The following is a 24,946-nucleotide window of genomic DNA, read 5'->3' as shown; positions in this document are numbered from 1 at the left end:
TAAGATGGCACTATTAAAATCTAAACCTACATCGCCCGGTAAGCGTGGCGAATTACGTGTGGTTCATCACCATATTCATAAAGGAAGACCACACGCTTCTTTAGTTGAAAAACTAAAGAAAACAGGCGGACGTAATAACCAGGGTAGAATCACTGTAAGACATATCGGTGGCGGTCAACGTAATCAATACCGTATTATTGACTTCAAACGTATTAAAGATGGTATTGAGGCAAGAGTAGAACGTATTGAATATGATCCTAACAGAACTGCTTTGATTGCGTTGATTGTCTATAAAGATGGCGAAAGAAGATATATAATCGCTCCTGCTAATTTGAACGTTGGTGATAAAGTTGTAAGTGGTGCTGATGCTCCTATTAGTGTGGGAAATTGTTTACCACTTAAAAATATACCTGTTGGTAGCACAATTCACTGTGTTGAAATGAAGCCAGGTAAAGGCGCACAAATCCTACGTAGCGCAGGTGCTAGTGGTCAATTAGTTGCAAGAGAAGGTATTTATGCAACTTTAAGATTACGCTCTGGAGAGATGCGTAAAATTCATGTTTTATGCAGAGCAGTTGTTGGGGAAGTAAGCAATAGTGAACATAGCTTACGTTCATTAGGTAAAGCAGGTGCTAAGCGTTGGAGAGGTATTCGACCAACGGTACGTGGGGTGGCGATGAACCCTGTTGACCATCCGCATGGTGGTGGTGAAGGCCGCACTTCTGGTGGACGTCATCCTGTGTCTCCATGGGGTGTACCTACTAAAGGTTACAAGACCAGAAGCAATAAACGTACCGATGGTTTTATTGTCAGAAGACGTAAAAAGAAATAATTTTTGAGAGGATATCAAGTGGCTCGTTCTATAAGAAAAGGTCCATTTATTGACCAGCATCTGCTTGTTAAAGTTGAAGCCGCAGTTGCAAACAAATCAAAAAAACCAATTAAAACTTGGTCTAGACGCTCAACAGTCATTCCTGAAATGATTGATTTGACTATTGCTGTTCATAACGGCAAAGAGCATATACCTGTATTTATTACAGATAATATGGTTGGCCATAAGTTAGGTGAGTTTGCCATGACTCGTACGTTCAAAGGCCATTCTGGTGACAGAAAGGCTAAAGGTAAGTAAGAGGATATGATGAAAGTTACAGCTAAGTTAAAAGGGGCTCCACTTTCTGCTCAAAAAGGCAGATTGGTAGCAGATATGATACGAAATATGAAAGTATCTGGTGCACTTGATGTCCTCAAGTATACACCAAAGAAAGGTGCTCAATTAATGCTTAAATTATTAGAGTCAGCAATTGCTAATGCTGAAAATAATAATGGGGCAGATATTGATGATTTGAAAGTTGATATGGTCTGTGTTGATGAAGCGACAACTTTAAAACGCATTAGTCCCAGAGCTAAAGGTCGTGCAAACCGTATTTGCAAACGTACCTGCCATATCACGATTAAAGTATCTGATGAGGAATAGCAATGGGACAAAAAGTTAACCCTATAGGCATACGCCTAGGTATTATTAAAGACTGGAACTCAAAGTGGTTTGCAGGTAAGAAGTACGGTGAATTCTTAATTCAAGACATTAAATTACGTGCTGAATTAAAGAAAAAATTAATGGCAGCTGCTGTAAGTCGTATTTTAATTGAACGTCCAGCAAACAATGCAGTAGTTACAATTCAAACAGCTAGACCTGGTGTGATTATTGGTAAAAAAGGTGGCGGTATTGAAACTCTACGCAGCGAAATCTCTAATAAATTAGGTGTGCCAGTTCACTTAAATATTGAAGAAATCAAAAAACCTGAGCTTGATTCAACGCTTGTTGCTGAAAGTATTGCACAGCAATTAGAGCAACGCGTTATGTTCCGACGTGCTATGAAACGTGCGGTAACTTCTGCTCTTAAAGCAGGTGCTAAAGGAATTAAGATTTGCGTAAGTGGTCGACTTGGTGGGGCTGAAATCGCTCGTAGTGAATGGTACAGAGAAGGTCGTGTTCCATTACATACATTTAGAGCTGATATCGATTATGGTACAGCAGAGTCTAAAACTACTTACGGTATTATTGGTGTCAAAGTTTGGATTTTTAAGGGTGAAATTCTCCCACAAAAGAAAAGATCTACTGACAGTGCCCAGTGAGTGAGGATTAAAAATCATGTTACAACCAAAGCGTACTAAGTACCGCAAACAAATGAAAGGCCGTAACAGAGGTTTGGCCTTACGTGGTAGCAATATTAGTTTCGGTGAGTTTGGAATGAAAGCGATAGAACGCGGACGTTTGACTGCTCGCCAAATTGAAGCAGCACGTCGCGCCATGACTCGTCATATTAAGCGTGGCGGTAAAATTTGGATTAGAGTGTTCCCCGATAAACCAATTACTCAAAAGCCTCTTGAAGTTCGTCAAGGAAAAGGTAAAGGTAGCGTTGAATATTGGGTTGCTCAAATACAACCTGGTAAGGTTTTATTTGAAATGGAAGGTGTGTCGAGAGAGCTTGCGATGGAAGCTTTTAATCTGGCTAAAGCGAAACTTCCTTTCAAAGTAATGTTTGAAGAAAGGGAGGTGATGTAATGAAAACCCTACAAGAATTACGTGATTTATCAGTTACAGAGCTGAATAACGAATTGCTTTCCTTGCGTAAAGAACAATTAAACTTACGCATGAAAAAAGCAAATGGTTCACTGGATAAGACACATCTCATTACTAAGGTGCGTAAGTTGGTGGCACAAGTTAAAACAATTTTGACTGAAAAGGCAGGTAAGTGATATGTCTACTAATGAATCAAACGCCAGAACAATGGTTGGAAAAGTAGTTAGCGACAAAATGGATAAAACTATAGTTGTGATGATCGAGCGTTCAGTAAAGCATCCAAAGTATGGCAAAATTATAAAGCGTAGAACCAAGTTACATGCACATGATGAAAATCAAGTGTGTAAAATTGGTAATATGGTGAAAATCCGTGAGTCAAGACCGCTCTCTAAAACAAAAAGCTGGGTATTAGTCGAAGTAATTTCCTAATCAACTTTGTTGATGTACTTTTAAAACCCTAAAAGGCCTGATATAATCAGCAGCCTTTTTCTGGTCTAAATCAGAGCTGGAGTAAAATAATGATCCAAATGCAGACTGTGCTCGATGTAGCTGATAATAGTGGAGCACGTAAGGTAATGTGTATTAAGGTTCTTGGCGGATCACACAGACGTTATGCGCGTGTTGGTGATGTGATCAAGGTAAGTATTAAAGACGCAATACCAAGAAGTAAAGTAAAGAAAGGCGCTGTAATGAAGGCTGTTGTTGTTAGAACAGCTCAAGGTGTGCGCAGAGATGACGGTTCTTTGATCCGTTTCGATGGCAATGCCGCAGTGCTTTTAAATAACCAAAACGAGCCAATTGGTACTCGTATATTTGGCCCCGTTACTCGCGAGCTACGAGAGAAATTTATGAAAATTATTTCTCTGGCAGCAGAAGTATTGTGAGAAGGATTAAATATGAAACGTATTAAGACAGGCGACATAGTAATTATAATCGCCGGTAAAAGTAAAGGTCATGTAGGTAAAGTCCTACGAGTAACAGACAATAATCGTATTGTCGTTGAAGGTGCTAACTTAAATAAGAAACACGTTAAGCCTAATCCTCAGAAAGCTGATGGTAAAGGTGGCATTGTATCTATTGAGGCACCAATACACGTTTCAAACGTTGCTCATTATAATCCTACCACTAAAAAAGCGGATAAAGTGGGTTTTAAGTTTATAGAGAGTAACGGTGTTAGTATTAAAGTAAGATACTTTAAATCTGACAATGAAATAATTGACCGTGTTTAATTAGGTGATTCAAATGGCAAGACTTAATGATTTTTACAAGAAAGAAATCGTCCCTATGATGATGAAGCGGTTCAACTATTCCAGCATTATGGAAGTGCCAAAGCTTGTTAAAATCACCCTAAATATGGGTGTTGGTGAAGCTGTGGGCGATAAAAAAGTTATGAATCATGCACTCGAAGACATGACTCTAATTGCTGGACAAAAACCTGTTGTTACCAAAGCGAGAAAATCTTTAGCTGGTTTCAAAATCAGAGAAGGTTGGCCTATTGGCTGTAAGGTAACACTTAGACGTCAGCGCATGTATGAGTTTTTAGACAGATTAGTATCTATAACTTTACCTCGCGTAAGAGATTTTCGTGGTCTAAATCCTAAATCTTTTGATGGTACTGGTAACTACAGTATGGGTATACATGAGCAGATCGTGTTCCCCGAAATTGACTATGATAAAACTGACGGCATTCGTGGATTAGATATTTGTATCACTACAACTGCTAAAACTAATGAAGAAGCAAAAGCTTTATTAGAAGCGTTTAATCTTCCATTAAAAGACAGAGACAAAAAATAGAAGGGTGACATTGTGGCTAAGAAATCTATGCTTATGCGCGAGTTAAAGCGTGCCAGGCTTGTAGAGAAATACAAACAACGCAGAAATGAACTGAAAAAGTTAATTAAGTCATCTGATGATTTTCAGGTGATTATGGACAGTCAGGAAAAGTTAGCAAAATTACCTGTTAATTCAAATCGTGTGCGTTATAAAATGAGATGCCAATCTTGTGGTCGTCCGCATGGGGTATTTCGTAAGTTCCGTCTTTGCAGAATTTGCTTAAGACAGCAGCTAATGGTTGGCAATATACCAGGCGGCAGAAAGTCCAGCTGGTAACATTTTTGGAGAACGATTGTGAGTATGCATGATCCCATTGCTGATATGCTGACCCGAATTAGAAATGGTCAACAAGCGAAACATCAGCAAGTAACATTAACTTCTTCTCATTTAAAAGAAGAAATCGCTCGTGTTTTGAAAGAAGAAGGTTATATTCAAGATTTCTTCGTTGAAGCATTAGATAATAATCTTAAATTAATGACGATTAAGCTGAAGTATTATCATGGTAGACCCGTTATTGAGTTAATTAAGAGAATTAGTAAGCCTGGATTAAGAGTATATAAATCTTATAAAGATCTAACTTCTATTCCTGGATTTGGCGTGGCTATATTGTCCACATCTAAAGGCATAATGACTCATGTATCTGCAAAGCTGAAAGGCGTTGGTGGCGAAGTCATTTGTGAAGTGGCTTAATACTTGAGAGGAATGATATGTCTAGAGTAGCAAAAGCCCCCGTATCTCATCCCGCTAATGTTGAAGTTACATTGGTTGATGGGGAAATAACAGTTAAAGGGCCGAAGGGAACATTAACCCAAAAAATTAATAAGTTAGTGAAAGTCACTAAAAACAATGAATCAAAGCATCTTGAGTTTGGCCCTGCATCTAATGATCCAAAAGCTTGGGCTCAAGCAGGAACCGCTAGAGCATTAGTGAGCAATATGGTTCATGGTGTTACTGAAGGCTTTGTAGTAACACTGGAATTAGTGGGGGTTGGTTATAGAGCGCAATCTAAAGATAAATCCGTAACATTATCCTTAGGATTCTCACACCCAATCGAATACGTATTACCAAAAGGTGTTACTGTTGAGACCCCTAGTAATACAGTGATTTTACTAAAAGGTATTGATAAACAAATTCTCGGACAAGTTGCTTCTGAAATCAGGGCATTCAGACCACCAGAGCCTTATAAAGGAAAAGGTGTTCGGTATGCTGGTGAGCAAATTGCTCGTAAAGAAGCGAAGAAAAAATAAGGTCTAAGTTATGAATAATAAGCATAGCTCGCGTGAAAGACGTGGATTAAAAGCAAAAGCTCTGATTCGTAAATCAGGCAGGGTACGTTTAGTTGTTTATAGAAGTGGTGTGCATATCTATTCACAAATTATTCAAGCTGATGTGCTTGGTGATAAAATATTAGCTTCTTGCTCAACTAATGATAAAGAATTAAGAGCCAGTTTAACCGGTAAATGCAAAGTAGAGCAGGCAAATCTTGTAGGTAAGATGCTTGGAAAGCGCGCTAGCGAAAAGGGTATTACTCAAGTTGCATTTGATCGTGCTGGTTATAAATATCATGGCCGCGTGAAAGCCCTTGCTGAAGGGGCACGCGAAGCTGGGTTAGATTTTTAAGGAACGATTATGGCATTCGAAGAATCACCTAAAACAGATGGCTACCAAGAGAAGTTGGTAGCAGTTAACCGTACAGCAAAAGTTGTTAAAGGTGGACGTGTATTCGGCTTTGCAGTTCTTGTTGTTGTTGGCGATGGTAAAGGTCGAGTAGGCTTTGGCCGTGGTAAAGCACGTGAAGTGCCAATTGCTATCCAAAAAGCAATGGAACAAGCTAAGAAAAATATGGTTTATATTCCACTTAACGGAACAACTATTCACCATGAAATTACTTGGAACTATGGCGCATCTAAAGTATTTATGAAGCCTGCTAGTGAAGGTACTGGAATTATTGCTGGTGGTGCAATGCGTGCAGTACTTGAAGTACTTGGCGTACAAAATATTTTAGCTAAGAGCATTGGTTCTACTAATCCAAGTAATATTGTTCGTGCAACAATTGGTGCTTTAACAAATATTGGTACTCCTGATTACGTTGCTGCTAAACGTGGTAAAACTGTTGAAGAAGTTATGGCGGGCTAATTATGGAAAAGAAAATTAAAATTACTTTGATTAAAAGTACTATAGGTAGAAAGCCAAAGCATGTTTCAATTGTAAAACAATTGGGCTTAGGTAAAACTAACTCGGTGGTTTATCATAATGATAACCCAGCAATACGTGGTCTGATTAATACGGTTAACTACCTGTTGCTTGTTGAGGAGAGTGCGTGATGAATTTAAATTCACTATCACCAGATCCAGGTTCTCGCCGCCCTAAAAAACGTTTGGGACGTGGCATTGGTTCTGGATTAGGTAAAACTAGTGGGAAAGGGCACAAAGGCCAAAAAGCTAGAGCAGGTGGGTTCCACAAGATCAACTTTGAAGGCGGTCAAATGCCAATTCAAAGACGTCTGCCAAAAATGGGCTTTAAATCTCGTGTTGGTAAAACAATTGATCAAGTATGTTTAAATGAACTTGATAAATTAACTGCTGAAGTAATTGATCTAAAAGTATTACGCGAAGCTGGTTTAATTAACTGTGCGATTAAAGATGTAAAAGTTATTTTATCTGGTGAATTAACTAAGGCCATCAAACTGAAGGGTTTAAGGGTCACTAAAGGAGCTCGTTCAACCATTGAAGGTTTAGGCGGCAGTATAGAAGAGTGACTATGAAAAACCAAAAACATAATGGAAGCCAATCACGTGGTGGGTTGGCTGAGCTTAAAACAAGATTGTTATTTGTTATTCTTGGGATTTTAGTTTATAGATTAGGTGCGCATATTCCAGTTCCAGGATTGGATCCTGCACGCTTGGCTAATTTCTTTAATGAACAGCAAAATACGATTTTTGGCTTATTTAATATGTTTTCTGGTGGCGCCTTATCGAGAGTGACAGTATTTGCTATTGGTATTATGCCGTATATCTCTGCGTCTATCATTATCCAGCTTTTCTCAGTTGTTTCACCAAAGCTTGAACAATTGAAAAAAGAAGGAGAATCTGGCCGCAGAAAGATAAATCAATATACTCGATATTTAACTTTGGTACTGTCTATATTTCAGTCCTTAGGAATGGCGCGATGGTTAGCAGGGCAGCAAATCGCACTTCATCCTGATATTTCATTTTACTTTACTGCAGTAATTACTTTAGTTACTGGTACAATGTTTTTAATGTGGTTGGGTGAGCAAATAACTGAAAAAGGGGTGGGTAATGGTATTTCCCTAATTATTTTTTCAGGTATTGTTTCAAGCATGCCTAGTGCAATTGCTTCAGTGCTTCAGCAAGTAAAAGAAGGACAGATGCAAGCGCTAACATTAATTATTATTGCGGCAATTGTAGTTGTTGTTACAGGTTTTGTGGTGTTTATGGAGCGAGCTCAAAGACGTATTAGAGTCAATTATGCACAACGAACTCAAGGTAGAAAAGTTTATGCGGCACAAACAAGCCACCTGCCTTTAAAGATAAATATGTCTGGTGTGATTCCTCCAATTTTCGCATCCAGTATTATATTGTTACCAGCAACACTAGCCCAATTTTTTTCTCATACTAAAGGTTTAGGCTGGTTATCGGATGTTGGTATGGCTTTATCACCAGGTCAGCCTTTGTATCTAATTGTGTATGCAGTTGCTATATTATTCTTTGCGTTCTTTTATGCCGCGCTTGTATTTAACCCTAAAGATACTGCGGAAAATTTAAAGAAATCTGGTGCATATATTCCAGGAATTAGACCTGGTGAACAAACAGCTAAGTATATTGATGCAGTAATGACTCGTTTGACTCTGGTTGGTGCATTATATTTAGTTTTAGTTTGTTTATTGCCTCAGATTTTGATGTTTACATGGCATGTCCCTTTTTATTTCGGAGGAACATCTTTGCTGATTATCGTTGTGGTAATTATGGATTTCGTTGCACAAGTTCAAGCACACTTAATGACACAGCAATATGACTCTTTAATGAAAAAGGCTAATTTTAAAGGTACCAAGTTACCTGGTCTACTATGATCTTTGTCGGAGTTATGAATGAAAGTTAGAGCATCTGTAAAGCGAATTTGTCGCAATTGCAAGATTATTAAAAGAAGTGGCATTATACGTGTTATTTGTAAAGATGCCCGACATAAGCAAAAGCAGGGTTAAGATCCTGCTTGATTTAATTTTATAAAAATAGTATTCTTCTGTCCCTTTCGACAGAACAAATAACGTTCGGAGAAGTTAATGGCTCGTATTGCAGGAGTAAACATACCAGATCACAAGCATGTCGTAATTGCTTTGACAGCTATTTATGGTATCGGTAAAACTACATCCTTAAAATTATGTTCAACAGTAGGTATCGAACCTTCAGCTAAAGTTTCGCAACTGTCTGATGCTCAATTGGAATCATTGAGAACGGAAATTGCGAAAATTACTGTAGAAGGTGATTTGCGTCGTGTAATTACGATGAACATTAAACGCCTAATGGACCTGGGATGTTATCGCGGATTAAGACACAGAAGAGGTTTGCCCTTACGCGGACAACGTACGAAAACTAATGCTCGTACTCGCAAAGGTCGCAGAAAAGGCACTACTAATTGATTTTTTATGTAGGAAAGTAAGATGGCAATAACAAAGTCAAAACAGCAAAAAGTACGCAAAAAGATAAAACGTGTTGTGTCTGATGGTATCGTTCACGTGCATGCATCTTTCAATAATACAATTGTTACTTTCACAGACAGACAAGGCAACGCTTTGTGCTGGGCAACATCAGGTGGTTCTGGTTTTAGAGGTTCAAGAAAAAGTACACCTTATGCTGCACAGGTAGCAACTGAGCGTGCTGCTGCTGTTGCAAAAGAATATGGTATGAAATCAGTGGCTGTGTTTGTACGTGGTCCTGGTCCTGGAAGAGAATCCACAATCCGTGAATTAATCGCACAGGATTTTAAAATTGTAGAAATTACCGATGTTACGGGTATCCCACACAATGGGTGCAAACCACCTAAAAAACGTCGCGTGTAAGACTCAGGAGTAATTAATGGCTAGATATCTTGGTCCAAAGTGTAAGTTATCACGTCGTGAAGGTTGTGATTTATTACTAAAAAGTGGTGTTCGTGATCATAAGTCAAAATGTAAGTCTGAAAAATTACCAGGGCAACATGGTGACAAGAAACCACGCCTGAATGGCTATGGAATTCAGTTAAGAGAAAAACAAAAAATTAGAAGATTATATGGTGTTCTCGAGAAACAATTCCGTGGTTATTATAAAATGGCTGCTCGTATGAAAGGTGCTACTGGTGAAAACCTAATGACTCTTTTAGAACGCCGTTTAGATAATGTTGTATATCGTATGGGGTTCGCAAGTACACGTGCTGAAGCGAGACAACTAGTTGCGCATAAAGCAATACTTGTTAATGATAAGGTAGTTAATGTTCCATCGTATTTAGTTAAACCTGGTGATGTAATTACTGTTCGTCAAAAAGCAAAAGGTCAGGCTCGTATTCAAGCTGCTTTAGCTTTGTCTGAACAAAGGGCGCCATGTGACTGGATTACTGTAGACACTTCTACGTTTAAAGGAACTTTTTCTACAGCACCAACGTTAACTGACTTATCTTCAGACTACAACGTTAATCTAGTTGTAGAACTTTACTCTAAGTAAGCTCGGAGAAATAGCTGAATGTATACTGAAATCAATGAAATGCTGACACCTACTGTTCTTAAGGTTCAGGCTGAGTCGCCGTATAAAGCTAGAATAGTTTTAGAGCCTTTGGAGCGTGGCTTTGGTCATACCCTCGGCAATGCTTTGAGACGTATATTACTGTCATCTATGCCCGGAAGTGCAATTACTGAAGCTTCAATAGATGGTGTTCTTCATGAGTACAGCACTATTGAAGGCGTGCAGGAAGATGTTGTTGATCTATTGCTGAATCTGAAACTAGTTGCAATTAAATTGACAACTGGTGTAGAAGCTGTAGTAACGCTTAATAAACAAGGTCCTTGCCAAGTTACAGCAGGTGACATTCAACTTACTCATGGTGTTGAAGTAATTAATCCTGAGCTTGTCATTGCTAATTTGAATGAAAAAGGCAAATTAAATATGACATTAAAAGTTGAAAGAGGAATTGGATTCCATAGTACTGATTCCTTCATTAGACATTTTGATGATGAAATCGAAAAGAAATCAGTTGGTAAATTAAAGATCGATAATACGTTTTCACCAGTTAAAAAAGTTGCTTACTTTGTAGATAGTGCACGTGTTGAAAACCGTACTGATTTAGATAAGTTAACTATTGAATTGGAAACTAACGGAACAATTGATGCTGAAGAAGCAATTCGTATTTCTGCAAGTATCCTTCAAAGACAGCTTCATGCATTTGTTGATATGAAGTTTGAAGAGTCTCGTTCTGATAATAAAGAACGTAATGATTTTGATCCAATACTATTACGTTCTGTTGATGATCTAGAGTTAACAGTTCGCTCTGCTAATTGCTTAAAAGCAGAAAATATTCATTATATAGGCGATTTAGTACAACGTACTGAAAATGAATTATTAAAAACTCCTAATCTCGGTAAGAAATCTCTAACGGAAATTAAGGATGTTTTAGCTTCACGTTCATTATCGCTGGGAATGAAACTTGAGAATTGGCCGCCAGCTAATCTTGGCGAGTAATGTTTAGGAGTTTTTGTTATGCGTCATCGTAATTCTGGCCGTAGTTTTGGCCGTACAAGTAGTCATCGTAAGGCGATGTTCTCAAATATGTGCTGTTCTTTAATTGAGCATGAGTTAATCAAAACTACTCTGCCTAAAGCTAAAGACTTACGACGCTATATTGAGCCATTAATCACTGTAAGTAAAATTGATTCAGTTGCTACACGTCGTCATGCATTTGATATTTTGAGATCCAAGTCTGCAGTAGGCAAATTATTTACTAATTTAGGCCCACGTTTCCAAAAGCGTCCTGGTGGTTACATCCGTATCATCAAGTGTGGTTTTAGAGAGGGTGATAATGCACCTATGGCAATTGTAGAGTTGCTAGACAGACCAGTTGCTGAATAAGCAAGATTATTGGTATAAAAAAACCCGCTAACGCGGGTTTTTTATTTTATAAATCATTTAATAATGGCCTCACACTTTAGGAGAGTTTGTTGAGGCAAAACTCTCCTAAAACAAAAACGTCACGGCCTCATTTCTCTCGAATTGAACTCATCGAGATGTTTTCTATCAGAGCATGATGAGCTAGCTAAGAGACTATCCTTTGGTAGTAAGCAGGATATTTGCTGGACAATTCGGTGCCACATCAAATAATGAAAACCCATATTTTTATAACCTAATCACTTGCTTTTTCAATCAAAAAATAAATGAAAATGCCGAAAATCTAGTTAAACGAGAGCTGAGGTTATATAAAAACAAAAAGCCCTTGTATTAAAGAGCCTTAAGCGAAATAATTAACAAAATTTATAATGATGGAAATTAAAATGGGACGTCATCGTCCAATTGATCAAATGCATCATGTGGTATTTGCTGTGATTGTGGCGACACTTGTGCGGGTCTAGAATTTTGCTGTGGTGCGTACTGAGCCTGAGGCATGTCATCATAACCACCCATAGAACTGCCTTTGCTATCGAGCATTTGAATATCGTTAGCAACGATTTCAGTAGTGTAGCGGTCCTGACCTTGCTGATCTTGCCATTTTCTTGTTCTTAAGCTGCCTTCTACATAAAGTTTTGTGCCTTTGCGGACATATTCACCAGCAATTTCACCTAAACGGTTAAAGCAGACTACACGATGCCACTCAGTGCGGTCTTGTTTTTCACCAGTGTTTTTATCTTTCCATGATTCACTGGTAGCAATTGAAAGAGTGGTTACTGCATTGCCATTAGGTAAATAACGTACGTCTGGATCTACTCCGACGTTACCAATCAAAATGACCTTATTTATTCCACGTGCCATTTGTAATCTCCTGTATGCGAAAGTTAGGTAAAGAGTATACCTAATTTAGGTAGCTCTTGCCCAGCAATGTATTAATCAAAAAGTGTTAGGGTTGAGTGAAACATATGCTCATAAAGCCGTAGTATCTGCTTTTGCGTTACTCTGTGTGTTGATAGTGGAGGTAATTTATCAACTGCAAAGAAATCTACTTCAGAAATTTCTAAATTGGGTGTTGCTTCTCCTGACAATAACTCACAATGAAAAAAGCATTTGTACGCATGTGGCCATTGTGGTGGATGATCATGCTTTAGCTTATCCCATAAAGCAAGTAAGTGTATTGCCGCCACATCAAATCCTGTTTCCTCTCTGGTTTCACGAATTACTGCTTCTGATGGTGATTCATTTACATCGGCCCAGCCACCAGGTAAAGTCCACAAATTATCTACTCGTTCTCTTACTAATAATAGCTTATTCTCATGCAGGATAAAGGAGCGCACATCCAGCTTGGGAGTAGCATAGCCCTCTTCTAGTAAGAACAAATTTTTTGCTTTTGTTAAATTGTTTTCAGAATAATAGGCTGCAACTTCCGCTGCTAATTCACGCAAACGAGAATAACGTTCTTTATCAAAATCATTTTGCGAAAAGGTTAATCCGTTTTGGGCAATAGTTTGAATTTCCGTTATCCAAGATAGCCAGTTTAAATTTTTATTGGTCATTTTTTGCTCTAAAGGTGTAAGATACGTTCAACACTTCCATCGATATAATATTCCTTATCTACGCGGACATACAGTACTTGCTCTTCTTGAGCAAAAAACGTATCTACGACTCCGTGGGTCTTGCGAAGTTGAGCCATGATGCCTTTATTTTCCTGAGACCAAGGACACGAGATAATTAAGGTAGACAGGTAGACATTAGGGTTCATGGAGCATGAGATGGCAAACCACAATAAGCCTAACAGTGCATTAACAATGAATACACCATAACTACTATTCCATTGGTATAAAATACCAGCAAGTGCTCCACCAGCAAATAGTCCTAAAAACTGACTGGTAGAATAAATCCCCATGGCTGTTCCTTTGCTGTTTGGATGAGCTTGCTTGGAAACTAAAGAGGGTAACGCTGCTTCAAGTACATTAAAGGTGATGAAAAAAGTAAGCATCAGTAAACACAGAGCAAACCAATTTTGGTAACTATAAGCGAGAAATAATTGTGATAAAGCCATCACCAAGACTGAAGTTAGAAAAACAGGTTTCATTAGTTTTTTCTTTTCTGCAAGAATAATAAAGGGAATCATCAATAAGAATGAAATTACCATAAGGGGTAAATAAAAGTGCCATTGAGCATGTATATGTCCTTGTGCCATTTGCTTCTTTAAAATAAATGGAATAGCAAAAAAGGTCGCAGTTAATATAAAATGCTGACAAAAGATACCCACATTTAAACGTTGCAAATGGCAGTTACTGATTACTTGCTTAAATAAAGCCGGATTAGCCTCACTATCTTTATGAAAGCGTTCTTTAGCCGGTTTAGGAATGACTAAGTGGAGCAAGATTAGACCTAGAAGTGACAATCCGGTTGTTAGATAGAAAATACCAGCCAAACCATACCGATGGGATAACGCAGGGCTAATGATCATTGCTAAACTAAAGGAAGTGCCAATAGTCATACCAATTACAGCCATGGCCTTAGTCCGTTGAGTGTCAGGAGTTAAATCTGCCAATAAAGCAATTAATACACTGCCTATAGCACCGGTGCCTTGTAAGGCACGTGCAAAGATCATGCCATAGATGGAGTCGGTAAATGCTCCTAACATGCTACCACAGGCAAAAAGAATTAAGCCTATGGTAATCATGGGCTTACGGCCAACTTTGTCTGAAAACACACCAAACGGCATTTGCAGTAGGCCTTGGGCTAAACCATAAATTCCTAAAGCTAGGCCTATTAGGGTTGGGGTCGCTCCCTGCAAGTGTTCAGCATAAATACTAAATACTGGAATGAGTAAAAATAAACCCCACATACGAAAGGCAAAAATCGCAGCAATGGGAAATACAGTTTTAGACCAAGGGTACTTCATTCATTAATAGGTGGTTGTTGTATCGTGTGTCGATAGTACAAATTTAGGCTTTGAGAAACAAGTTATTTAAAAATTTTATGCTATAAACATTGCATTGTTAGTCAATAAAAATGAAAATGTGCGTATTTATTTTAAGCGAGAGGATCCTCTAGTGAGTTCAATTTTCACAGGTAAGGTAGGATTAATTACTGGCGGAGCCCGTGGTATTGGTAAGGCGACTGCATTAAAGTTAGCGCAAGCAGGCTCTGATATTGCCATTGTGTATTACAATAGCTCTGATGAAGCACAGGCTTTAGTTGACGAATTGCAAACAATGGGGCGTAAGGCGGTAGCCTTTCAAGCCAATGTGGCTGACCATACTTCTGTTAAAGAAATGTTTGCACAATTTCGTGAGCATTTTAGTCATTTGAATTTTTTAATCAGTAATGCAGCAAGTGGTGTTTTAAAGCCAGCTCTTAAGATGTCAACTAAGCACTGGCGTTGGTGTTTAGAGACTAATGCTTTGGCGTTAAATCATTTATCAGTGGAAGGTCGCTTTTTAATGCCTCGCGGTGGTCGAGTATTGGCTTTATCAAGCTTGGGTGCACATCGTGCAATTCCTAATTATGCGTTTATTGGTGCTTCTAAAGCAGCTCTTGAAGCATTAGTTCGGGCATTAAGTCTCGAATTGGCGGCGGATGGTATTACTGTGAATACTATTTCTGCAGGTGTGGTGGATACGGATGCCTTAAAACATTTCCCAAACCGTGAGCAATTATTGGATGAATATCAGGCGCATTCATTAAGCGATAGACCATTGACCCCTCAGGATGTTGCTGATGCTGTTTATTTAATGTGCTTGCCTGAAGCAGCAATGATTAATGGTCATACTTTATTTGTGGATGCCGGATATAGCCAAATAGGTTAACAATATCTGACGCTTAGGCCTTTTTCCGTTAACTTTGTGCCTTTAAAGAAATTTATGGTATACTTTGCGGCTTTGTAAATTGCCGCTCTCTGAGGAAAAAATAATGAATGTAGCTGATGTTTATCCTAAAGTTAGAGAAATTATTGCTGATGTATTAGTGATTGATGAAGAAGAAATATCACAAAATAGTCGTTTAATTGCTGATTTGGGTGCTGAATCAATTGATTTTCTTGATTTAGTTTTTCAATTGGAAAAAGAATTCAAAATAAAGATCCCTCGGGGTCAATTAGAAAAAAATGCACGTGGTTCTTTAGCTGAAGATGAATTTGAAAAAGGTGGGATAATAACTGCTCAAGGTTTAGAGGTGTTGAAAAGCTATTTAAGCGAAGTTCCTGCAGATCAATTCAAAGCCAACATGAAAGTTAATGAAATCCCAATGCTGTTCACTGTTGAGACCTTTTGCAAGCTTGTTGTTTCTGCAAGACAAGAACAACAAGTTTCAGCGTGATGAACAATGCGATTTTTGTTCGTTGATCGAATTGTGCAATCATCTCCTGGCCAAGTTATCCGGGGGATTAAGCACATTACACGTGATGATGCTTTTCTAACTGTTGATGAAGAAGGCCTCCCTTGTTTTATCTCTTCTTTAATTGGTGAAACATTAGGTCAATTGGCAGCTTGGAATGTAATGCAGCATAATGGTTTCTCACAGCGGCCTGTTGCTGGCATTGTTGCAAGTGCTCGTTTGTACCGTCCTGCCTATGTGGGAGAAACTTTATTGCTCGAATCGTATATAGACAACATAGATGAACGCGCAGTAGAGTATCATAGCATCGCTAAAGTAGGCGAAGACCTTATTTTTAGTGTTGAAGGGGCTTTAGGCCCTTTGCTCCCCATGGCGGATTTTATTCACATTGATGAAGTCACCCAGCAATACAATGAAATTGCTAGGCCCGGTGATTGGGACTTAATTTGTACTACAAGTTCTGTGGTTAGCAAAGAAGAGCTGCGCACCCATTCTGGGTTGGCTATGGTTCCCATGACTTTTGACCGCATCTGCTCGAGTGAGGCAGGGATTAGTCTTGTTGCGGAAAAGCGCGTTACACGAGCAGCTCCCTATCTATCAGACCATTTTCCTAAAAAGCCTGTACTTCCTATGACTGTATTGCTGGAATGTAAATTAAGTTTGGCACGCGAATTTATTGTTCGTGCAGGCTATTCGCAACAATATCGCGTTCGTGAGTTGCGAAAAATTAAAATGAATGAATTTGTTCATCCTGGCGATGTAATTGAATGTTGTGTCACCGTCAAACAACATACGGAAGAAGAATTAGTCTTGGCTTACCGCAGTGACGTTTCGGGTAAACGAGTATGTGTTGCGGAAGTGATACTTGTTCCTTCGAGGTAAATAACATGAAACAAAGACGTGTAGCGATTACAGGTTTAGGGGCTGTGTCTCCCTTAGGTCACAGTGTAGAATCCACTTGGTCAAATTTACTGGCTGGTAAATCAGGAATTGCCTCGATTCAGCATTTTGATGCAAGTGCATTTCCCACTTATATTGCAGCTGAGGTGAAAAATTTTCAACCGAGTCCTGCATTAAAAAATAAACATACTCGTTTTGCAATGCCTTTTACCCAATATGCTTTAGAAGCAGCACAACAAGCCTTTGATGATGCACGAATTTTGCCTACAGAACAAACCGCTTCACAGTGGGGTGTGGTGACTGGAAGTGGAATGATGACTGCTGAATATGATTATTTGCATCGCTTCCAACAAGTCTGCGCATCCGAGGGTGAGATTAATTGGCAGCAGTTACAACAACGCACGTGTGAATTTTATAAATTAGCTGATTTTGGGAAAACCACTACTAACTCTGGTTTGTCTTTACTTATCCAACAATTTGGTATTCGTGGCTATGCTTCTTCGGTTCATACTGCATGTGCTTCAGGAGGACAAGCTTTAGGTTTGGCAATGCACGTTATCCGTCGTGGTGATGCTGATTTCATTCTTGCTGGTGGTTTTGATTCAATGATTAATCCCATTGGTTTATCCAGTTTCTGCTTACTTGGTGCGCTTTCTACGTATAACGATACTCCAGAAACGGCCAGTCGTCCTTTTGATGCAACGCGTAATGGCTTTGTGTTAGGCGAAGGTGCCGCATTCTTAATTCTTGAAGAATGGGAAAAAGCAAAAGCTCGTGGCGCGCATATTTATGCGGAGCTCGCAGGTGAAGGAAATTCTTTAAGCTCCTATCGAATTACCGATTCACATCCTAATGGTGATGGTGCTATTCAAGCCATAGAGCGTGCATTAACGGATGCGGGAGTGCGAGCCTGTGATGTGGATTATATTAATGCCCATGGCACATCCACAAAAATGAATGACTTAAGTGAGTCTAATGCGGTTAAAGCAGTATTTGGTGAGCATATAGCGCGATTACCAGTAAGTTCCACCAAGGGACAAACAGGGCATTTGATTGCAGCTGCTGGTGCTTTGGAGGCGGTTATTTCGGTTAAAAGTATTGAACAAGCACAAATTCCAATGAATGCGAATTTAAAAATACCAGATCCTGAATGTGATTTGGATTACATTGTTGATGGTCCACAAGAAAAATCTTTAGGGGTTGTTCTCTCTAACTCTTTTGGATTTGGTGGTTCAAATAGCTGCTTGTTATTTAAGCATCCTGAATTTGACGGAGCAGGCCGATGAATCAACAAAATAAAGTATTTATCACCGGCCGAAGTGCTGTAACTGCCTCCGGAAATACTGCGGATGCTACTTGGAATGCGATTTTAATGGGCCAAAGTGGCATTGCTGAAATCGCCCAGTGGGATTTATCAGAGTGGCCAGCTCGCCTGGGAGGGGAGCTAAAAGAGTTTCATGCAGCAAAAATGTTACCGGATCGCAAATTAATTAAAGTGATTTCACGCCAAGATGTGATTGGGATTAATGCCGCTGTGCAGGCAATTGAGCATAGTCAAATGCTTTCTTTTCGTGATTCATTAAGTGATACTGTAGAGTTTAATGAACAAACCGCCATTTTTGTCGGTTCTCCTGGAAATAAGTATTTTCAGCAATATGATTTTTTACCCTTATTGGCTAAATCACAAGGGCAGATGCAATCTTTTGCGCAGCAATTATTTGATGAAGTCCACCCGATGTGGTTATTACGTATTTTGCCAAATAATGTCTTAGCTTATGCGGGAATTACTTATGGCTTTAAGGGGCCTAATCATAATGTGACGAATCATGCAGTGGGTGGTACACAAGCATTAATCGAAGCCTATCATGCCATTAGTAGTGGTCAGGTTGAGCGAGCGTTAGTAGTTGCTTATGACATCGCTTTAGAACCACAATCTTTATTCTATTACGAGCAATTAGGTGTATTAAGTCACCAACATTTAAGACCATTCGATGAAGCTCATGATGGCACTATTATGGCTGAAGGTGCCGCTGCTTTGGTTTTAGAAAGTGAGGCTAGCGTACGTATGCGTTCGGCTAAATGTTATGGTGAGGTTGTTGGCGGTTTTGCAAAGAGTGAAGTAGCTGGATTATTTTCAATCGAAGAAGATGGGCAGCAATTAACAGAACTAATGAAGCATACTTTAGATAAAGTAGCACTGACTCCTCACGATATCGATTTTATTGTGGCACACGGGAATGGTAATATTAAGTCTGATGATAGTGAGGCTCAAGCAATCAATGCGGTATTTGCTGAGCAAAAAATACCAGTTACTGGATTTAAATGGTCTATGGGGCATACCATTTGTGCTTCTGGATTAATTGACACTGTTATGTCAACGTATGCACTTGAATCGCAGTGTATCCCTGGTATTGCCAATTTAGAACAAGTGGCGCCAAGTTGTAGCTGCTTGGCAGTAAGCACAGCGCATCAATCTTTGGTTGGACCCGCACATGCATTAATTCTTAATAGAGGGTTTGCCAGTATGAATACTTGCTTGGTGATTAAATCCTGTGAGTGATTTAGAGAAGCAAATAAATGAATTGCCGGTAAGTTTTCTTGGCCGTATGATTTATAAGTATATTCCTTATAAGCGCCAAATTATTATGGAGAATATTGAGCGTGTGTACGGTGATCGTTTAAATGCCACAAAAAAAAAGCATCTGGCAATGGCGTATTATTCTCACTTACTTAAATCATTCAAAGAAGCTTTGCAATTACGCTTCATGAGTGAAGCAAAGCTTCGCGATTTAGTTGAAGTGCGTGGTCATGAGCATATGCTTTCTGTTGTTGCGCAACAGAAGGGTGTTTTAGTTTTAACTGGGCATTTTGGTAATTGGGAAGTAGCTCCCATTGGTGGTGTTTTAAACTTTAAAGAATTTCAGGGGCAGTTTCACTTCATCCGTCGCACTTTATCGATTAAGGCCATTGAACGTAGTTTATTTAAGCAGTATTACCAAGTTGGCTTAAATGTTATTCCTAAAAAAAATTCACTTGATAAGGTTTGTTCTGCTTTAGAGCAAAACCATGCTGTTATTTTTGTTTTGGATCAACATGCATCCTTAGTGAATCGCGATGGAATTGCTGTCGAGTTTTTTGGCGAAAAAGCTGGAACGTATCGTAGTTTAGCAACTTTATCACGCTACACTGGTGTTCCTGTTATTCCTGCTGCAGGTTATCGTTTGCCTAATGGAAAGCATGTTTTAGAATTTTACGATCCTATTCTTTGGAAAGATTATGATTCTGCTGCTGAGGCTTTATATCAAAATACTTTAGCATATAATCAAGCACTGGAGCGTATCATTTTAGCTCATCCAGAGCAATGGAATTGGATGCATAAGCGTTGGAAGCTTAAGAAACATCAGTTGAGCGGAACTCGTTAAAAATTCGGACGACTAACTATTTAACTTTTATTACTCCCTCCTTTGCTAAAAAATGCAAGAGCGTTAGATTATAGAAATGAAGAAGCCACTTGTCCTTCATAAACTAGAATTGCTGGACCACGTAAAATAATATTTTGGGTAAAATCAGGCCAATTAATAAGCAAGTCACCTCCAGGAACGCTTACTCGCACTTCTTTATCTAAGTGATGGTACAAACGACCAACGGCGACGGCAGCTACTGCGCCACTACCACATGCCAATGTTTCTCCGCAACCACGCTCATAAACCCGCAATTTAATATGGTGTGGATTAATAATATGCATAAATCCGACATTGGTTTGTTCAGGAAAGCAAGGATGGAAGCTAATTTGATGGCCTAAGGTGGTTACCGGGGTAGTTGCAACCTCAGGAACTATTAGAACAGCATGGGGATTGCCTACACTTAGCGCATGCAGGGATACTATCGTTCCATCGTCGAGAGATAATTGGTATTCACATGCTTGTTGCTGTGCTTTTAGGGGAATTGCGAGAGGGTTTAACTGGGGCACACCCATATCCACACTAACCGTGTGGTCAGCATTAATATGCAAACTCATTTGTGTGGTTTTTGTTGCTACTTTTAAGTGATTTTTAGTAGTTAATCCATGATGTTTGGCAAATATGGCTAAACAACGTGCACCATTACCGCATTGTCCCACTTCTTGGCCATCGGCATTAAAAATACGGTAATTAAAATCTATATTATCCTGAGTACTTGACTCTATTAATAATAATTGATCAAAGCCTACACCAGTATTTCGTTGTGCCAGTTTAGCGATTTGTTTGCTGGTTAAATCAATATCTTGATTAATGCCATCAATGACCATGAAATCATTACCTAAGCCATGCATTTTGCTAAAGTTTATACTCATTATATTATCCACTGTTTCAGTATCTTATTTTTCGGAGGCTGTCGCACTTTTTGCTGTTTGTGGTAGATAAAGAGGCCCTTTTTGCCCACAACCAGAAAGAACAAATACTGTTAGCATAGCAGTTAAAATTAGAGGTAATTTCATGAAATAGTCGGTAAAAATTATTTGATCCTACGTTTAGCCCAGAAGAAATGCTTCCCCTAGGCTAGTATTGCATACTATATCACACAATTTAATAATATTATTTAAATATTATTGAACTACAGAATTATGTGGGATAATCGCATAACTTCTCATCAAGCTTTCGGCTTTCAAACCAACAGAACCCGATCCTCCTGGAATACCAACAGTGTCTAATGAACCATTACCCGCATCAAATACAGGAGCTGCAGCTGCAACAATACCCCAGGCTGTCGCACTTGCCGTTGCTGTTGCAGCGGGGATTCCGTCGCCACGAATAGTCAAGGTTATATTTGGATAAGCAGCAGTGGGTGGAGTGTAGGTTATAGGTGCTGTAGCAGTAGTTGCAGGAATAGTAGTGGTAGTGACAGAGTCATAAACAATCGTACTAATAGAACCTACAGTTGTTTTTAATGGCGTAACAGCCACAGAAGTAATACCTGTGCATGAAGTAGCGCTGTGAGTAGCGGTAGAACTCCATTTAACAGTTAGCGTACCCATATAAGCAAGGGTTGCCGTAGTAGAACATGGACCAGTGCTGTCTGAAACCACAACAGAAACGCTAGATGCAGAAGAACCTGCGTTACCAGTAGGTGGAACGTTACCAAGGCTATTGATTATCACTAATTGTCCGCTAGTTGCGTTAGCTGCAAATACAGTACTCGAAGCGAATAAAGCAACTGCAATTGTAGATTTTAAAAATGTATGTCCCATAATTTAATACCATACTTCTTTCTTAACTTAATTGGTCTTTAAACATCTGATTTAAAATAATAATCCGTGGAACACACAGCAGCCCACTCGCCTAAAAGTCTAGCATCACATTTTTGATTCTGCAGTAATTTTTCGAAGAATATTTTTCCTGCTTTTTCTTGACATGATTGGGCCGCAGTCAGTTTGATTTAAAAAGGATATGGGTATTTTGTAAATGAACAAGATTATTTTGAATCAGTACTTGCACATATGACCGTAATAAAGGATAAGCCACCTGTATGCGTGGAAATTTTAAAATTGCATTAAGTTACGGGATTTCGTGATAAATCATTAAAAAAGGTCAAAGTCCAAGCGAGTAAATCTTGATAAAGTGATGCAAATTGAAGTTACTCGGTATTTGCTTAACATAATGGCTTGAACTGTGTTGTTGCATTGGCGATAATTTGTCTTTTGTATTAAAGGGGATTGTTTTGAGTGTTTATATAAGAGAGTCTCAAGTGCCAGCGCAAGCTTGTGTTATTTGGATGCATGGTTTAGGCGCTGATGCTTCAGATATGGAAAGCTTGGCAAATCAGTTGGTTACGATTGATGTAGCCTTGCGTCATGTATTTATCAATGCTCCAATGCGCCCAGTAACGCTTAATAATGGCATGGTAATGCCTGCGTGGTATGATATTCTTGGACTGGAGCTGGTTGATAGACAAGATAAACAAGGGATTGAACAATCTGAATTAATTATTCGTAAGGTCATGGAGGAGCAAATCAAAGATGGATTTTCTTTAGAACAGATTTTTCTGACAGGTTTTTCTCAAGGTGGTGCTATGGCATTGCATACGGCATTGCATACGCATGGGCGTTTGGGAGGGGTAATTGCTCTCTCTGCTTATTTGCCTCTCGCCGATCATAATCGTCCGGTTCTTGATAAGCGCACACCATTTTTTATAGGATCAGGAACATTTGATCCTTTGGTTTTACCTAAATGGGTTGAAATGAGTAAAGACTGGCTATTAAATAATGGGTATACACATCTTTCTAATCATCAGTATCCTATGGAACATTCTGTCTGTATGGAAGAAATTAGAGATATAAGCCTTTGGCTAAGTCAAAATGTTCCTGGGAGTATCATATGACTATAGTAAAAAAATCAAGAACCGTTAATTACACCTGTGAGCAAATGTTTCGTTTGGTTAATGAAGTAGAGCATTATGCGGAATTTTTACCTTATTGTACTGAAAGCATAGTGCATCACCGTGATGCAGATGAAGTGCAGGCAACGTTAGTAATTGGTGCTGCAGGAATGAGTAAATCCTTTACTACTCGTAATCGTTTGCAAGCTAATAAGATGATTGAAATTCGTTTGGTGGATGGTCCTTTTAGCCATTTGGAAGGTTTTTGGCGTTTTGATGCCGTTGAAGAGGGGTGTGCTATTTCATTTGACTTGGAATTTGAGTTTGCTGGACGGATGTTTTCCATGCTACTTGGTCCGGTCTTTGAGCAGGTTACTGATAAAATGGTTGATTCTTTTTGTGAACGTGCTCAGGCTTTATATGGTTAAGATTGAGTTGATCTATGTAAATAAGGCACGTAAAACGGTTCACTTTTCTTTAGAGCTAAACGATGGAGCTACGGTTGCAGATGCTTTGGATGCATCTGCAATCTATAGTTCCCATCCAGAAACTAAAGCAATGATGGTGGGCATTTATGCGAAACAGGTTGCGTTAGATACACTACTCAAAGATGGAGACCGGGTAGAAATTTATAGACCTTTGCTTTTAGATCCAAAAGATAACCGTAGGCACAGGGTACACGCGAAGAAGTAAATTTTCTTAAGTGGGCCTATCCTTAATGCTTAGTTAGGCCCAACAGATAAACTAAGGATTACGCTCAATGCGTTTTAAAGTACCATTAGCGAAATAAAGGCTTACGGTAACCATGATAATATTGCCACGGCCTTTACGCCAAGTGTATGCATAATCCCAACGATTGTCATTAAAGGTTGAACTTAATAAGCTGGTTCCCATCAAGATGGCAACATCGTTTTTACTCATGCCAAGTCTTAAGCGGTCTACCTTCTCTTTGGGGATTAAGTTTCCTTGTTGTGCTATTCGACGTGCCAAGTCAAAAGATGAGCATTGGGTGAGTGTATAAGTGCATAAAATACTAAGAAGAAAAATTATTATTCGCATTTTTTTGCCTACCATTAAAAATTTCGCCATAATAGCACGTCATTTGCTGAAAGACATCTGAAAGGTGCGCGGAACTACATTATACTAATCATAGCCATTAAATTTTTAGGGCAAAGCCCCGGGAGCTCTAATGGATGAAAGTAAACAATTAAAAAGTGCGGGATTAAAAATTACTTTACCGCGCCTAAAAGTATTACAAATCTTAGAACAATCCTTGCAGCATCATTTAAGTGCTGAAGGAGTATATAAAGCATTGCTTGAGACTGGAGAAGATGTAGGATTAGCCACGGTTTATCGAGTACTTACTCAATTTGAAAATGCTGGATTGGTTGTACGTCATAATTTTGAAGGCGGACATTCTGTTTTTGAATTGAGTCAAGGTGCTCATCATGATCATTTGGTTTGTGTCAGATGTGGTTGCGTCGAAGAGTTTGTTGATGAAATTATCGAGCAAAGGCAAAAAACAATTGCAGAGCAGGCAAAATTTAAAATGACAGATCACGCTTTAAATATTTATGGAATTTGCCCGCGTTGCCACTAGTTGCAGCTTTGGTTAAATTACAGAAACGGGCAAATGCGAATTAAGATCTTAGTTTTGTATAAAATAAGTTGTAACCGTTCAGACAATGGCGTCAACTTAAGGATTTTTAAATAGAGTTGTAGGTTGGGCCTTGGCCCAACCTACGATTTTCTTTAACTTAATGACAGAGAGAAAGAGGAAATAGCCT

Annotated in this window: 41 protein-coding genes; 34 read left to right on the top strand and 7 right to left on the bottom strand. The window is 39.0% G+C overall.

Annotated elements, in window-relative coordinates:
- Positions 1–4: 4 nt before the first annotated feature.
- The 24 genes from rplB (at position 5) to rplQ (ending at position 11,525) form a co-directional block, all read left to right on the top strand.
- Entirely contained in the window at positions 5–832 is an 828-nt protein-coding gene (rplB, locus tag QM652_RS06615) for a 50S ribosomal protein L2 (RefSeq protein WP_415074066.1), read from the top strand.
- 18 nt (positions 833–850) lie between these two features.
- Entirely contained in the window at positions 851–1,129 is a 279-nt protein-coding gene (gene rpsS / locus QM652_RS06610; protein WP_415074064.1) for a 30S ribosomal protein S19, read from the top strand.
- Between the two features lie 9 nt (positions 1,130–1,138).
- Positions 1,139–1,474 carry a 50S ribosomal protein L22 gene (gene rplV, locus QM652_RS06605; RefSeq protein WP_415074095.1) on the top strand — a complete coding sequence of 112 codons (336 nt, stop codon included), beginning with the start codon at positions 1,139–1,141 and terminating at the stop codon, positions 1,472–1,474.
- Positions 1,475–1,476: 2 nt separating this feature from the next.
- Positions 1,477–2,133: a 30S ribosomal protein S3 gene (gene rpsC, locus QM652_RS06600; protein ID WP_415074062.1), complete on the top strand. Its 657-nt coding sequence runs from the start codon at positions 1,477–1,479 to the stop codon at positions 2,131–2,133.
- Positions 2,134–2,149: 16 nt separating this feature from the next.
- Positions 2,150–2,563, top strand: a complete 414-nt coding sequence (rplP, locus tag QM652_RS06595; protein ID WP_415074060.1) for a 50S ribosomal protein L16 — start codon at positions 2,150–2,152, stop codon at positions 2,561–2,563.
- On the top strand, positions 2,563–2,757 hold the full coding sequence (gene rpmC, locus QM652_RS06590) for a 50S ribosomal protein L29 (protein ID WP_415074058.1): 195 nt from the start codon (positions 2,563–2,565) through the stop codon (positions 2,755–2,757). Before rplP ends, rpmC begins: the two co-directional genes overlap by 1 nt.
- Before the next feature lies 1 nt (position 2,758).
- Positions 2,759–3,010 carry a 30S ribosomal protein S17 gene (rpsQ, locus tag QM652_RS06585; RefSeq protein WP_415074056.1) on the top strand — a complete coding sequence of 84 codons (252 nt, stop codon included), beginning with the start codon at positions 2,759–2,761 and terminating at the stop codon, positions 3,008–3,010.
- An 89-nt stretch (positions 3,011–3,099) separates the two neighbouring features.
- Positions 3,100–3,465 carry a 50S ribosomal protein L14 gene (rplN, locus tag QM652_RS06580; RefSeq protein ID WP_415074054.1) on the top strand — a complete coding sequence of 122 codons (366 nt, stop codon included), beginning with the start codon at positions 3,100–3,102 and terminating at the stop codon, positions 3,463–3,465.
- Between the two features lie 12 nt (positions 3,466–3,477).
- The gene (rplX, locus tag QM652_RS06575) at positions 3,478–3,810 is read left to right on the top strand and encodes a 50S ribosomal protein L24 (RefSeq protein ID WP_415074052.1); all 333 of its coding nucleotides are present in this window, start codon (positions 3,478–3,480) and stop codon (positions 3,808–3,810) included.
- Between the two features lie 13 nt (positions 3,811–3,823).
- Complete coding sequence (rplE, locus tag QM652_RS06570) at positions 3,824–4,375, top strand: 50S ribosomal protein L5 (protein ID WP_415074050.1); 552 nt, start codon at positions 3,824–3,826, stop codon at positions 4,373–4,375.
- A gap of 12 nt (positions 4,376–4,387) precedes the next feature.
- The gene (rpsN, locus tag QM652_RS06565) at positions 4,388–4,690 is read left to right on the top strand and encodes a 30S ribosomal protein S14 (RefSeq protein ID WP_415074048.1); all 303 of its coding nucleotides are present in this window, start codon (positions 4,388–4,390) and stop codon (positions 4,688–4,690) included.
- An 18-nt stretch (positions 4,691–4,708) separates the two neighbouring features.
- Positions 4,709–5,104, top strand: coding sequence for a 30S ribosomal protein S8 (rpsH, locus tag QM652_RS06560; RefSeq protein ID WP_415074046.1), 396 nt, complete (start codon positions 4,709–4,711; stop codon positions 5,102–5,104).
- 17 nt (positions 5,105–5,121) lie between these two features.
- Entirely contained in the window at positions 5,122–5,661 is a 540-nt protein-coding gene (gene rplF / locus QM652_RS06555) for a 50S ribosomal protein L6 (protein WP_415074044.1), read from the top strand.
- A gap of 10 nt (positions 5,662–5,671) precedes the next feature.
- Entirely contained in the window at positions 5,672–6,034 is a 363-nt protein-coding gene (gene rplR, locus QM652_RS06550; protein ID WP_415074042.1) for a 50S ribosomal protein L18, read from the top strand.
- Between the two features lie 9 nt (positions 6,035–6,043).
- Entirely contained in the window at positions 6,044–6,550 is a 507-nt protein-coding gene (gene rpsE / locus QM652_RS06545) for a 30S ribosomal protein S5 (RefSeq protein WP_415074040.1), read from the top strand.
- Between the two features lie 2 nt (positions 6,551–6,552).
- Positions 6,553–6,738, top strand: a complete 186-nt coding sequence (rpmD, locus tag QM652_RS06540) for a 50S ribosomal protein L30 (protein WP_415074038.1) — start codon at positions 6,553–6,555, stop codon at positions 6,736–6,738.
- Positions 6,738–7,172 carry a 50S ribosomal protein L15 gene (rplO, locus tag QM652_RS06535; RefSeq protein ID WP_415074036.1) on the top strand — a complete coding sequence of 145 codons (435 nt, stop codon included), beginning with the start codon at positions 6,738–6,740 and terminating at the stop codon, positions 7,170–7,172. The genes rpmD and rplO overlap by 1 nt, the downstream gene beginning before the upstream one ends.
- A 2-nt stretch (positions 7,173–7,174) precedes the next feature.
- Complete coding sequence (gene secY, locus QM652_RS06530; RefSeq protein WP_415074034.1) at positions 7,175–8,503, top strand: preprotein translocase subunit SecY; 1,329 nt, start codon at positions 7,175–7,177, stop codon at positions 8,501–8,503.
- An 18-nt stretch (positions 8,504–8,521) separates the two neighbouring features.
- Positions 8,522–8,635 (top strand): 50S ribosomal protein L36, encoded by a 114-nt coding sequence (gene rpmJ, locus QM652_RS06525; protein WP_078061441.1) that lies wholly within the window; start codon positions 8,522–8,524, stop codon positions 8,633–8,635.
- Between the two features lie 78 nt (positions 8,636–8,713).
- Complete coding sequence (rpsM, locus tag QM652_RS06520; RefSeq protein ID WP_415074032.1) at positions 8,714–9,070, top strand: 30S ribosomal protein S13; 357 nt, start codon at positions 8,714–8,716, stop codon at positions 9,068–9,070.
- A gap of 21 nt (positions 9,071–9,091) precedes the next feature.
- Complete coding sequence (rpsK, locus tag QM652_RS06515; protein ID WP_415074030.1) at positions 9,092–9,490, top strand: 30S ribosomal protein S11; 399 nt, start codon at positions 9,092–9,094, stop codon at positions 9,488–9,490.
- Between the two features lie 16 nt (positions 9,491–9,506).
- Positions 9,507–10,127, top strand: a complete 621-nt coding sequence (gene rpsD / locus QM652_RS06510) for a 30S ribosomal protein S4 (RefSeq protein WP_415074028.1) — start codon at positions 9,507–9,509, stop codon at positions 10,125–10,127.
- 18 nt (positions 10,128–10,145) lie between these two features.
- Positions 10,146–11,138 (top strand): DNA-directed RNA polymerase subunit alpha, encoded by a 993-nt coding sequence (locus tag QM652_RS06505; RefSeq protein ID WP_415074026.1) that lies wholly within the window; start codon positions 10,146–10,148, stop codon positions 11,136–11,138.
- A gap of 18 nt (positions 11,139–11,156) precedes the next feature.
- A complete protein-coding gene (gene rplQ, locus QM652_RS06500) occupies positions 11,157–11,525 on the top strand; it encodes a 50S ribosomal protein L17 (RefSeq protein ID WP_415074024.1) in 369 nt (122 codons plus the stop codon).
- A gap of 414 nt (positions 11,526–11,939) precedes the next feature.
- Here rplQ and ssb read toward each other — a convergent pair whose 3' ends face one another.
- The 3 genes from ssb to QM652_RS06485 form a co-directional block, all read right to left on the bottom strand.
- On the bottom strand, positions 11,940–12,419 hold the full coding sequence (ssb, locus tag QM652_RS06495; protein WP_415074022.1) for a single-stranded DNA-binding protein: 480 nt from the start codon (positions 12,417–12,419) through the stop codon (positions 11,940–11,942).
- A gap of 71 nt (positions 12,420–12,490) precedes the next feature.
- Positions 12,491–13,114, bottom strand: coding sequence for an NUDIX hydrolase (locus QM652_RS06490; protein ID WP_415074020.1), 624 nt, complete (start codon positions 13,112–13,114; stop codon positions 12,491–12,493).
- An 8-nt stretch (positions 13,115–13,122) separates the two neighbouring features.
- On the bottom strand, positions 13,123–14,472 hold the full coding sequence (locus tag QM652_RS06485; protein WP_415074018.1) for an MFS transporter: 1,350 nt from the start codon (positions 14,470–14,472) through the stop codon (positions 13,123–13,125).
- 151 nt (positions 14,473–14,623) lie between these two features.
- On the opposite strand from QM652_RS06485, the gene fabL reads away from it, so the two are divergent.
- From fabL to QM652_RS06455, 6 genes are all read left to right on the top strand, one after another.
- Positions 14,624–15,379: an enoyl-[acyl-carrier-protein] reductase FabL gene (gene fabL, locus QM652_RS06480; protein WP_415074016.1), complete on the top strand. Its 756-nt coding sequence runs from the start codon at positions 14,624–14,626 to the stop codon at positions 15,377–15,379.
- A gap of 103 nt (positions 15,380–15,482) precedes the next feature.
- The gene (locus tag QM652_RS06475; protein WP_415074014.1) at positions 15,483–15,887 is read left to right on the top strand and encodes an acyl carrier protein; all 405 of its coding nucleotides are present in this window, start codon (positions 15,483–15,485) and stop codon (positions 15,885–15,887) included.
- 6 nt (positions 15,888–15,893) lie between these two features.
- A complete protein-coding gene (locus QM652_RS06470; protein WP_415074012.1) occupies positions 15,894–16,787 on the top strand; it encodes a 3-hydroxyacyl-ACP dehydratase FabZ family protein in 894 nt (297 codons plus the stop codon).
- 5 nt (positions 16,788–16,792) lie between these two features.
- Positions 16,793–18,091: a beta-ketoacyl-[acyl-carrier-protein] synthase family protein gene (locus QM652_RS06465; RefSeq protein ID WP_415074010.1), complete on the top strand. Its 1,299-nt coding sequence runs from the start codon at positions 16,793–16,795 to the stop codon at positions 18,089–18,091.
- Positions 18,088–19,365: a beta-ketoacyl-[acyl-carrier-protein] synthase family protein gene (locus QM652_RS06460; RefSeq protein ID WP_415074008.1), complete on the top strand. Its 1,278-nt coding sequence runs from the start codon at positions 18,088–18,090 to the stop codon at positions 19,363–19,365. Before QM652_RS06465 ends, QM652_RS06460 begins: the two co-directional genes overlap by 4 nt.
- Positions 19,358–20,227 (top strand): lysophospholipid acyltransferase family protein, encoded by an 870-nt coding sequence (locus QM652_RS06455; RefSeq protein ID WP_415074006.1) that lies wholly within the window; start codon positions 19,358–19,360, stop codon positions 20,225–20,227. The genes QM652_RS06460 and QM652_RS06455 overlap by 8 nt, the downstream gene beginning before the upstream one ends.
- Before the next feature lie 68 nt (positions 20,228–20,295).
- Here QM652_RS06455 and dapF read toward each other — a convergent pair whose 3' ends face one another.
- The 3 genes from dapF to QM652_RS06440 form a co-directional block, all read right to left on the bottom strand.
- Complete coding sequence (dapF, locus tag QM652_RS06450; protein ID WP_415074004.1) at positions 20,296–21,138, bottom strand: diaminopimelate epimerase; 843 nt, start codon at positions 21,136–21,138, stop codon at positions 20,296–20,298.
- A 24-nt stretch (positions 21,139–21,162) separates the two neighbouring features.
- Positions 21,163–21,282, bottom strand: coding sequence for an LPS translocon maturation chaperone LptM (lptM, locus tag QM652_RS06445; RefSeq protein WP_415074002.1), 120 nt, complete (start codon positions 21,280–21,282; stop codon positions 21,163–21,165).
- 108 nt (positions 21,283–21,390) lie between these two features.
- Entirely contained in the window at positions 21,391–22,032 is a 642-nt protein-coding gene (locus QM652_RS06440) for a hypothetical protein (protein ID WP_415074000.1), read from the bottom strand.
- A gap of 470 nt (positions 22,033–22,502) precedes the next feature.
- Here QM652_RS06440 and QM652_RS06435 point away from each other — a divergent pair, with 470 nt between their 5' ends.
- The 3 genes from QM652_RS06435 to QM652_RS06425 are packed head-to-tail and all read left to right on the top strand — an operon-like array spanning position 22,503 to position 23,852.
- On the top strand, positions 22,503–23,162 hold the full coding sequence (locus QM652_RS06435) for an alpha/beta hydrolase (RefSeq protein ID WP_415073998.1): 660 nt from the start codon (positions 22,503–22,505) through the stop codon (positions 23,160–23,162).
- Positions 23,159–23,587 (top strand): type II toxin-antitoxin system RatA family toxin, encoded by a 429-nt coding sequence (locus QM652_RS06430; protein ID WP_415073996.1) that lies wholly within the window; start codon positions 23,159–23,161, stop codon positions 23,585–23,587. Before QM652_RS06435 ends, QM652_RS06430 begins: the two co-directional genes overlap by 4 nt.
- Complete coding sequence (locus QM652_RS06425; protein WP_415073994.1) at positions 23,580–23,852, top strand: RnfH family protein; 273 nt, start codon at positions 23,580–23,582, stop codon at positions 23,850–23,852. The genes QM652_RS06430 and QM652_RS06425 overlap by 8 nt, the downstream gene beginning before the upstream one ends.
- A gap of 51 nt (positions 23,853–23,903) precedes the next feature.
- On the opposite strand, the gene QM652_RS06420 is transcribed toward QM652_RS06425, so the two are convergent.
- Complete coding sequence (locus tag QM652_RS06420; protein WP_415073992.1) at positions 23,904–24,248, bottom strand: outer membrane protein assembly factor BamE; 345 nt, start codon at positions 24,246–24,248, stop codon at positions 23,904–23,906.
- Positions 24,249–24,348: 100 nt separating this feature from the next.
- Between QM652_RS06420 and fur the strand changes: the two genes are divergently transcribed.
- Complete coding sequence (gene fur, locus QM652_RS06415; protein ID WP_415073990.1) at positions 24,349–24,759, top strand: ferric iron uptake transcriptional regulator; 411 nt, start codon at positions 24,349–24,351, stop codon at positions 24,757–24,759.
- Positions 24,760–24,946 lie beyond the last annotated feature (187 nt).

Origin of the sequence: Legionella sp. (genome assembly GCF_047605385.1) — a bacterium.
In the GTDB taxonomy this organism is placed as follows: Bacteria; Pseudomonadota; Gammaproteobacteria; order Legionellales; family Legionellaceae; genus Legionella.
This window is presented reverse-complemented; position numbering and strand designations above follow the sequence as displayed.

Excerpts from the sequence above, each read along its gene's own strand:
- rplP (WP_415074060.1), top strand. The coding sequence starts at position 2,150 with ATGTTACAACCAAAGCGTACTAAGTACCGCAAACAAATGAAAGGCCGT.
- rplO (WP_415074036.1), top strand. The coding sequence starts at position 6,738 with ATGAATTTAAATTCACTATCACCAGATCCAGGTTCTCGCCGCCCTAAA.
- rpsD (WP_415074028.1), top strand. The coding sequence starts at position 9,507 with ATGGCTAGATATCTTGGTCCAAAGTGTAAGTTATCACGTCGTGAAGGT.
- QM652_RS06460 (WP_415074008.1), top strand. The coding sequence starts at position 18,088 with ATGAATCAACAAAATAAAGTATTTATCACCGGCCGAAGTGCTGTAACT.
- rplR (WP_415074042.1), top strand. The coding sequence starts at position 5,672 with ATGAATAATAAGCATAGCTCGCGTGAAAGACGTGGATTAAAAGCAAAA.
- QM652_RS06490 (WP_415074020.1), bottom strand. The coding sequence starts at position 13,114 with ATGACCAATAAAAATTTAAACTGGCTATCTTGGATAACGGAAATTCAA.
- rpmC (WP_415074058.1), top strand. The coding sequence starts at position 2,563 with ATGAAAACCCTACAAGAATTACGTGATTTATCAGTTACAGAGCTGAAT.
- rpsM (WP_415074032.1), top strand. The coding sequence starts at position 8,714 with ATGGCTCGTATTGCAGGAGTAAACATACCAGATCACAAGCATGTCGTA.
- rplE (WP_415074050.1), top strand. The coding sequence starts at position 3,824 with ATGGCAAGACTTAATGATTTTTACAAGAAAGAAATCGTCCCTATGATG.
- QM652_RS06470 (WP_415074012.1), top strand. The coding sequence starts at position 15,894 with ATGCGATTTTTGTTCGTTGATCGAATTGTGCAATCATCTCCTGGCCAA.
- QM652_RS06475 (WP_415074014.1), top strand. The coding sequence starts at position 15,483 with ATGAATGTAGCTGATGTTTATCCTAAAGTTAGAGAAATTATTGCTGAT.
- rplF (WP_415074044.1), top strand. The coding sequence starts at position 5,122 with ATGTCTAGAGTAGCAAAAGCCCCCGTATCTCATCCCGCTAATGTTGAA.
- rplN (WP_415074054.1), top strand. The coding sequence starts at position 3,100 with ATGATCCAAATGCAGACTGTGCTCGATGTAGCTGATAATAGTGGAGCA.
- QM652_RS06485 (WP_415074018.1), bottom strand. The coding sequence starts at position 14,472 with ATGAAGTACCCTTGGTCTAAAACTGTATTTCCCATTGCTGCGATTTTT.
- rplV (WP_415074095.1), top strand. The coding sequence starts at position 1,139 with ATGAAAGTTACAGCTAAGTTAAAAGGGGCTCCACTTTCTGCTCAAAAA.
- rpsK (WP_415074030.1), top strand. The coding sequence starts at position 9,092 with ATGGCAATAACAAAGTCAAAACAGCAAAAAGTACGCAAAAAGATAAAA.
- rplQ (WP_415074024.1), top strand. The coding sequence starts at position 11,157 with ATGCGTCATCGTAATTCTGGCCGTAGTTTTGGCCGTACAAGTAGTCAT.
- lptM (WP_415074002.1), bottom strand. The coding sequence starts at position 21,282 with ATGAAATTACCTCTAATTTTAACTGCTATGCTAACAGTATTTGTTCTT.
- ssb (WP_415074022.1), bottom strand. The coding sequence starts at position 12,419 with ATGGCACGTGGAATAAATAAGGTCATTTTGATTGGTAACGTCGGAGTA.
- rpsE (WP_415074040.1), top strand. The coding sequence starts at position 6,044 with ATGGCATTCGAAGAATCACCTAAAACAGATGGCTACCAAGAGAAGTTG.
- rpsC (WP_415074062.1), top strand. The coding sequence starts at position 1,477 with ATGGGACAAAAAGTTAACCCTATAGGCATACGCCTAGGTATTATTAAA.
- QM652_RS06440 (WP_415074000.1), bottom strand. The coding sequence starts at position 22,032 with ATGGGACATACATTTTTAAAATCTACAATTGCAGTTGCTTTATTCGCT.
- QM652_RS06505 (WP_415074026.1), top strand. The coding sequence starts at position 10,146 with ATGTATACTGAAATCAATGAAATGCTGACACCTACTGTTCTTAAGGTT.
- rplX (WP_415074052.1), top strand. The coding sequence starts at position 3,478 with ATGAAACGTATTAAGACAGGCGACATAGTAATTATAATCGCCGGTAAA.
- QM652_RS06465 (WP_415074010.1), top strand. The coding sequence starts at position 16,793 with ATGAAACAAAGACGTGTAGCGATTACAGGTTTAGGGGCTGTGTCTCCC.
- rpmD (WP_415074038.1), top strand. The coding sequence starts at position 6,553 with ATGGAAAAGAAAATTAAAATTACTTTGATTAAAAGTACTATAGGTAGA.
- rpsQ (WP_415074056.1), top strand. The coding sequence starts at position 2,759 with ATGTCTACTAATGAATCAAACGCCAGAACAATGGTTGGAAAAGTAGTT.
- dapF (WP_415074004.1), bottom strand. The coding sequence starts at position 21,138 with ATGAGTATAAACTTTAGCAAAATGCATGGCTTAGGTAATGATTTCATG.
- QM652_RS06425 (WP_415073994.1), top strand. The coding sequence starts at position 23,580 with ATGGTTAAGATTGAGTTGATCTATGTAAATAAGGCACGTAAAACGGTT.
- rpmJ (WP_078061441.1), top strand. The coding sequence starts at position 8,522 with ATGAAAGTTAGAGCATCTGTAAAGCGAATTTGTCGCAATTGCAAGATT.
- secY (WP_415074034.1), top strand. The coding sequence starts at position 7,175 with ATGAAAAACCAAAAACATAATGGAAGCCAATCACGTGGTGGGTTGGCT.
- QM652_RS06420 (WP_415073992.1), bottom strand. The coding sequence starts at position 24,248 with ATGGCGAAATTTTTAATGGTAGGCAAAAAAATGCGAATAATAATTTTT.
- rplB (WP_415074066.1), top strand. The coding sequence starts at position 5 with ATGGCACTATTAAAATCTAAACCTACATCGCCCGGTAAGCGTGGCGAA.
- QM652_RS06430 (WP_415073996.1), top strand. The coding sequence starts at position 23,159 with ATGACTATAGTAAAAAAATCAAGAACCGTTAATTACACCTGTGAGCAA.
- fur (WP_415073990.1), top strand. The coding sequence starts at position 24,349 with ATGGATGAAAGTAAACAATTAAAAAGTGCGGGATTAAAAATTACTTTA.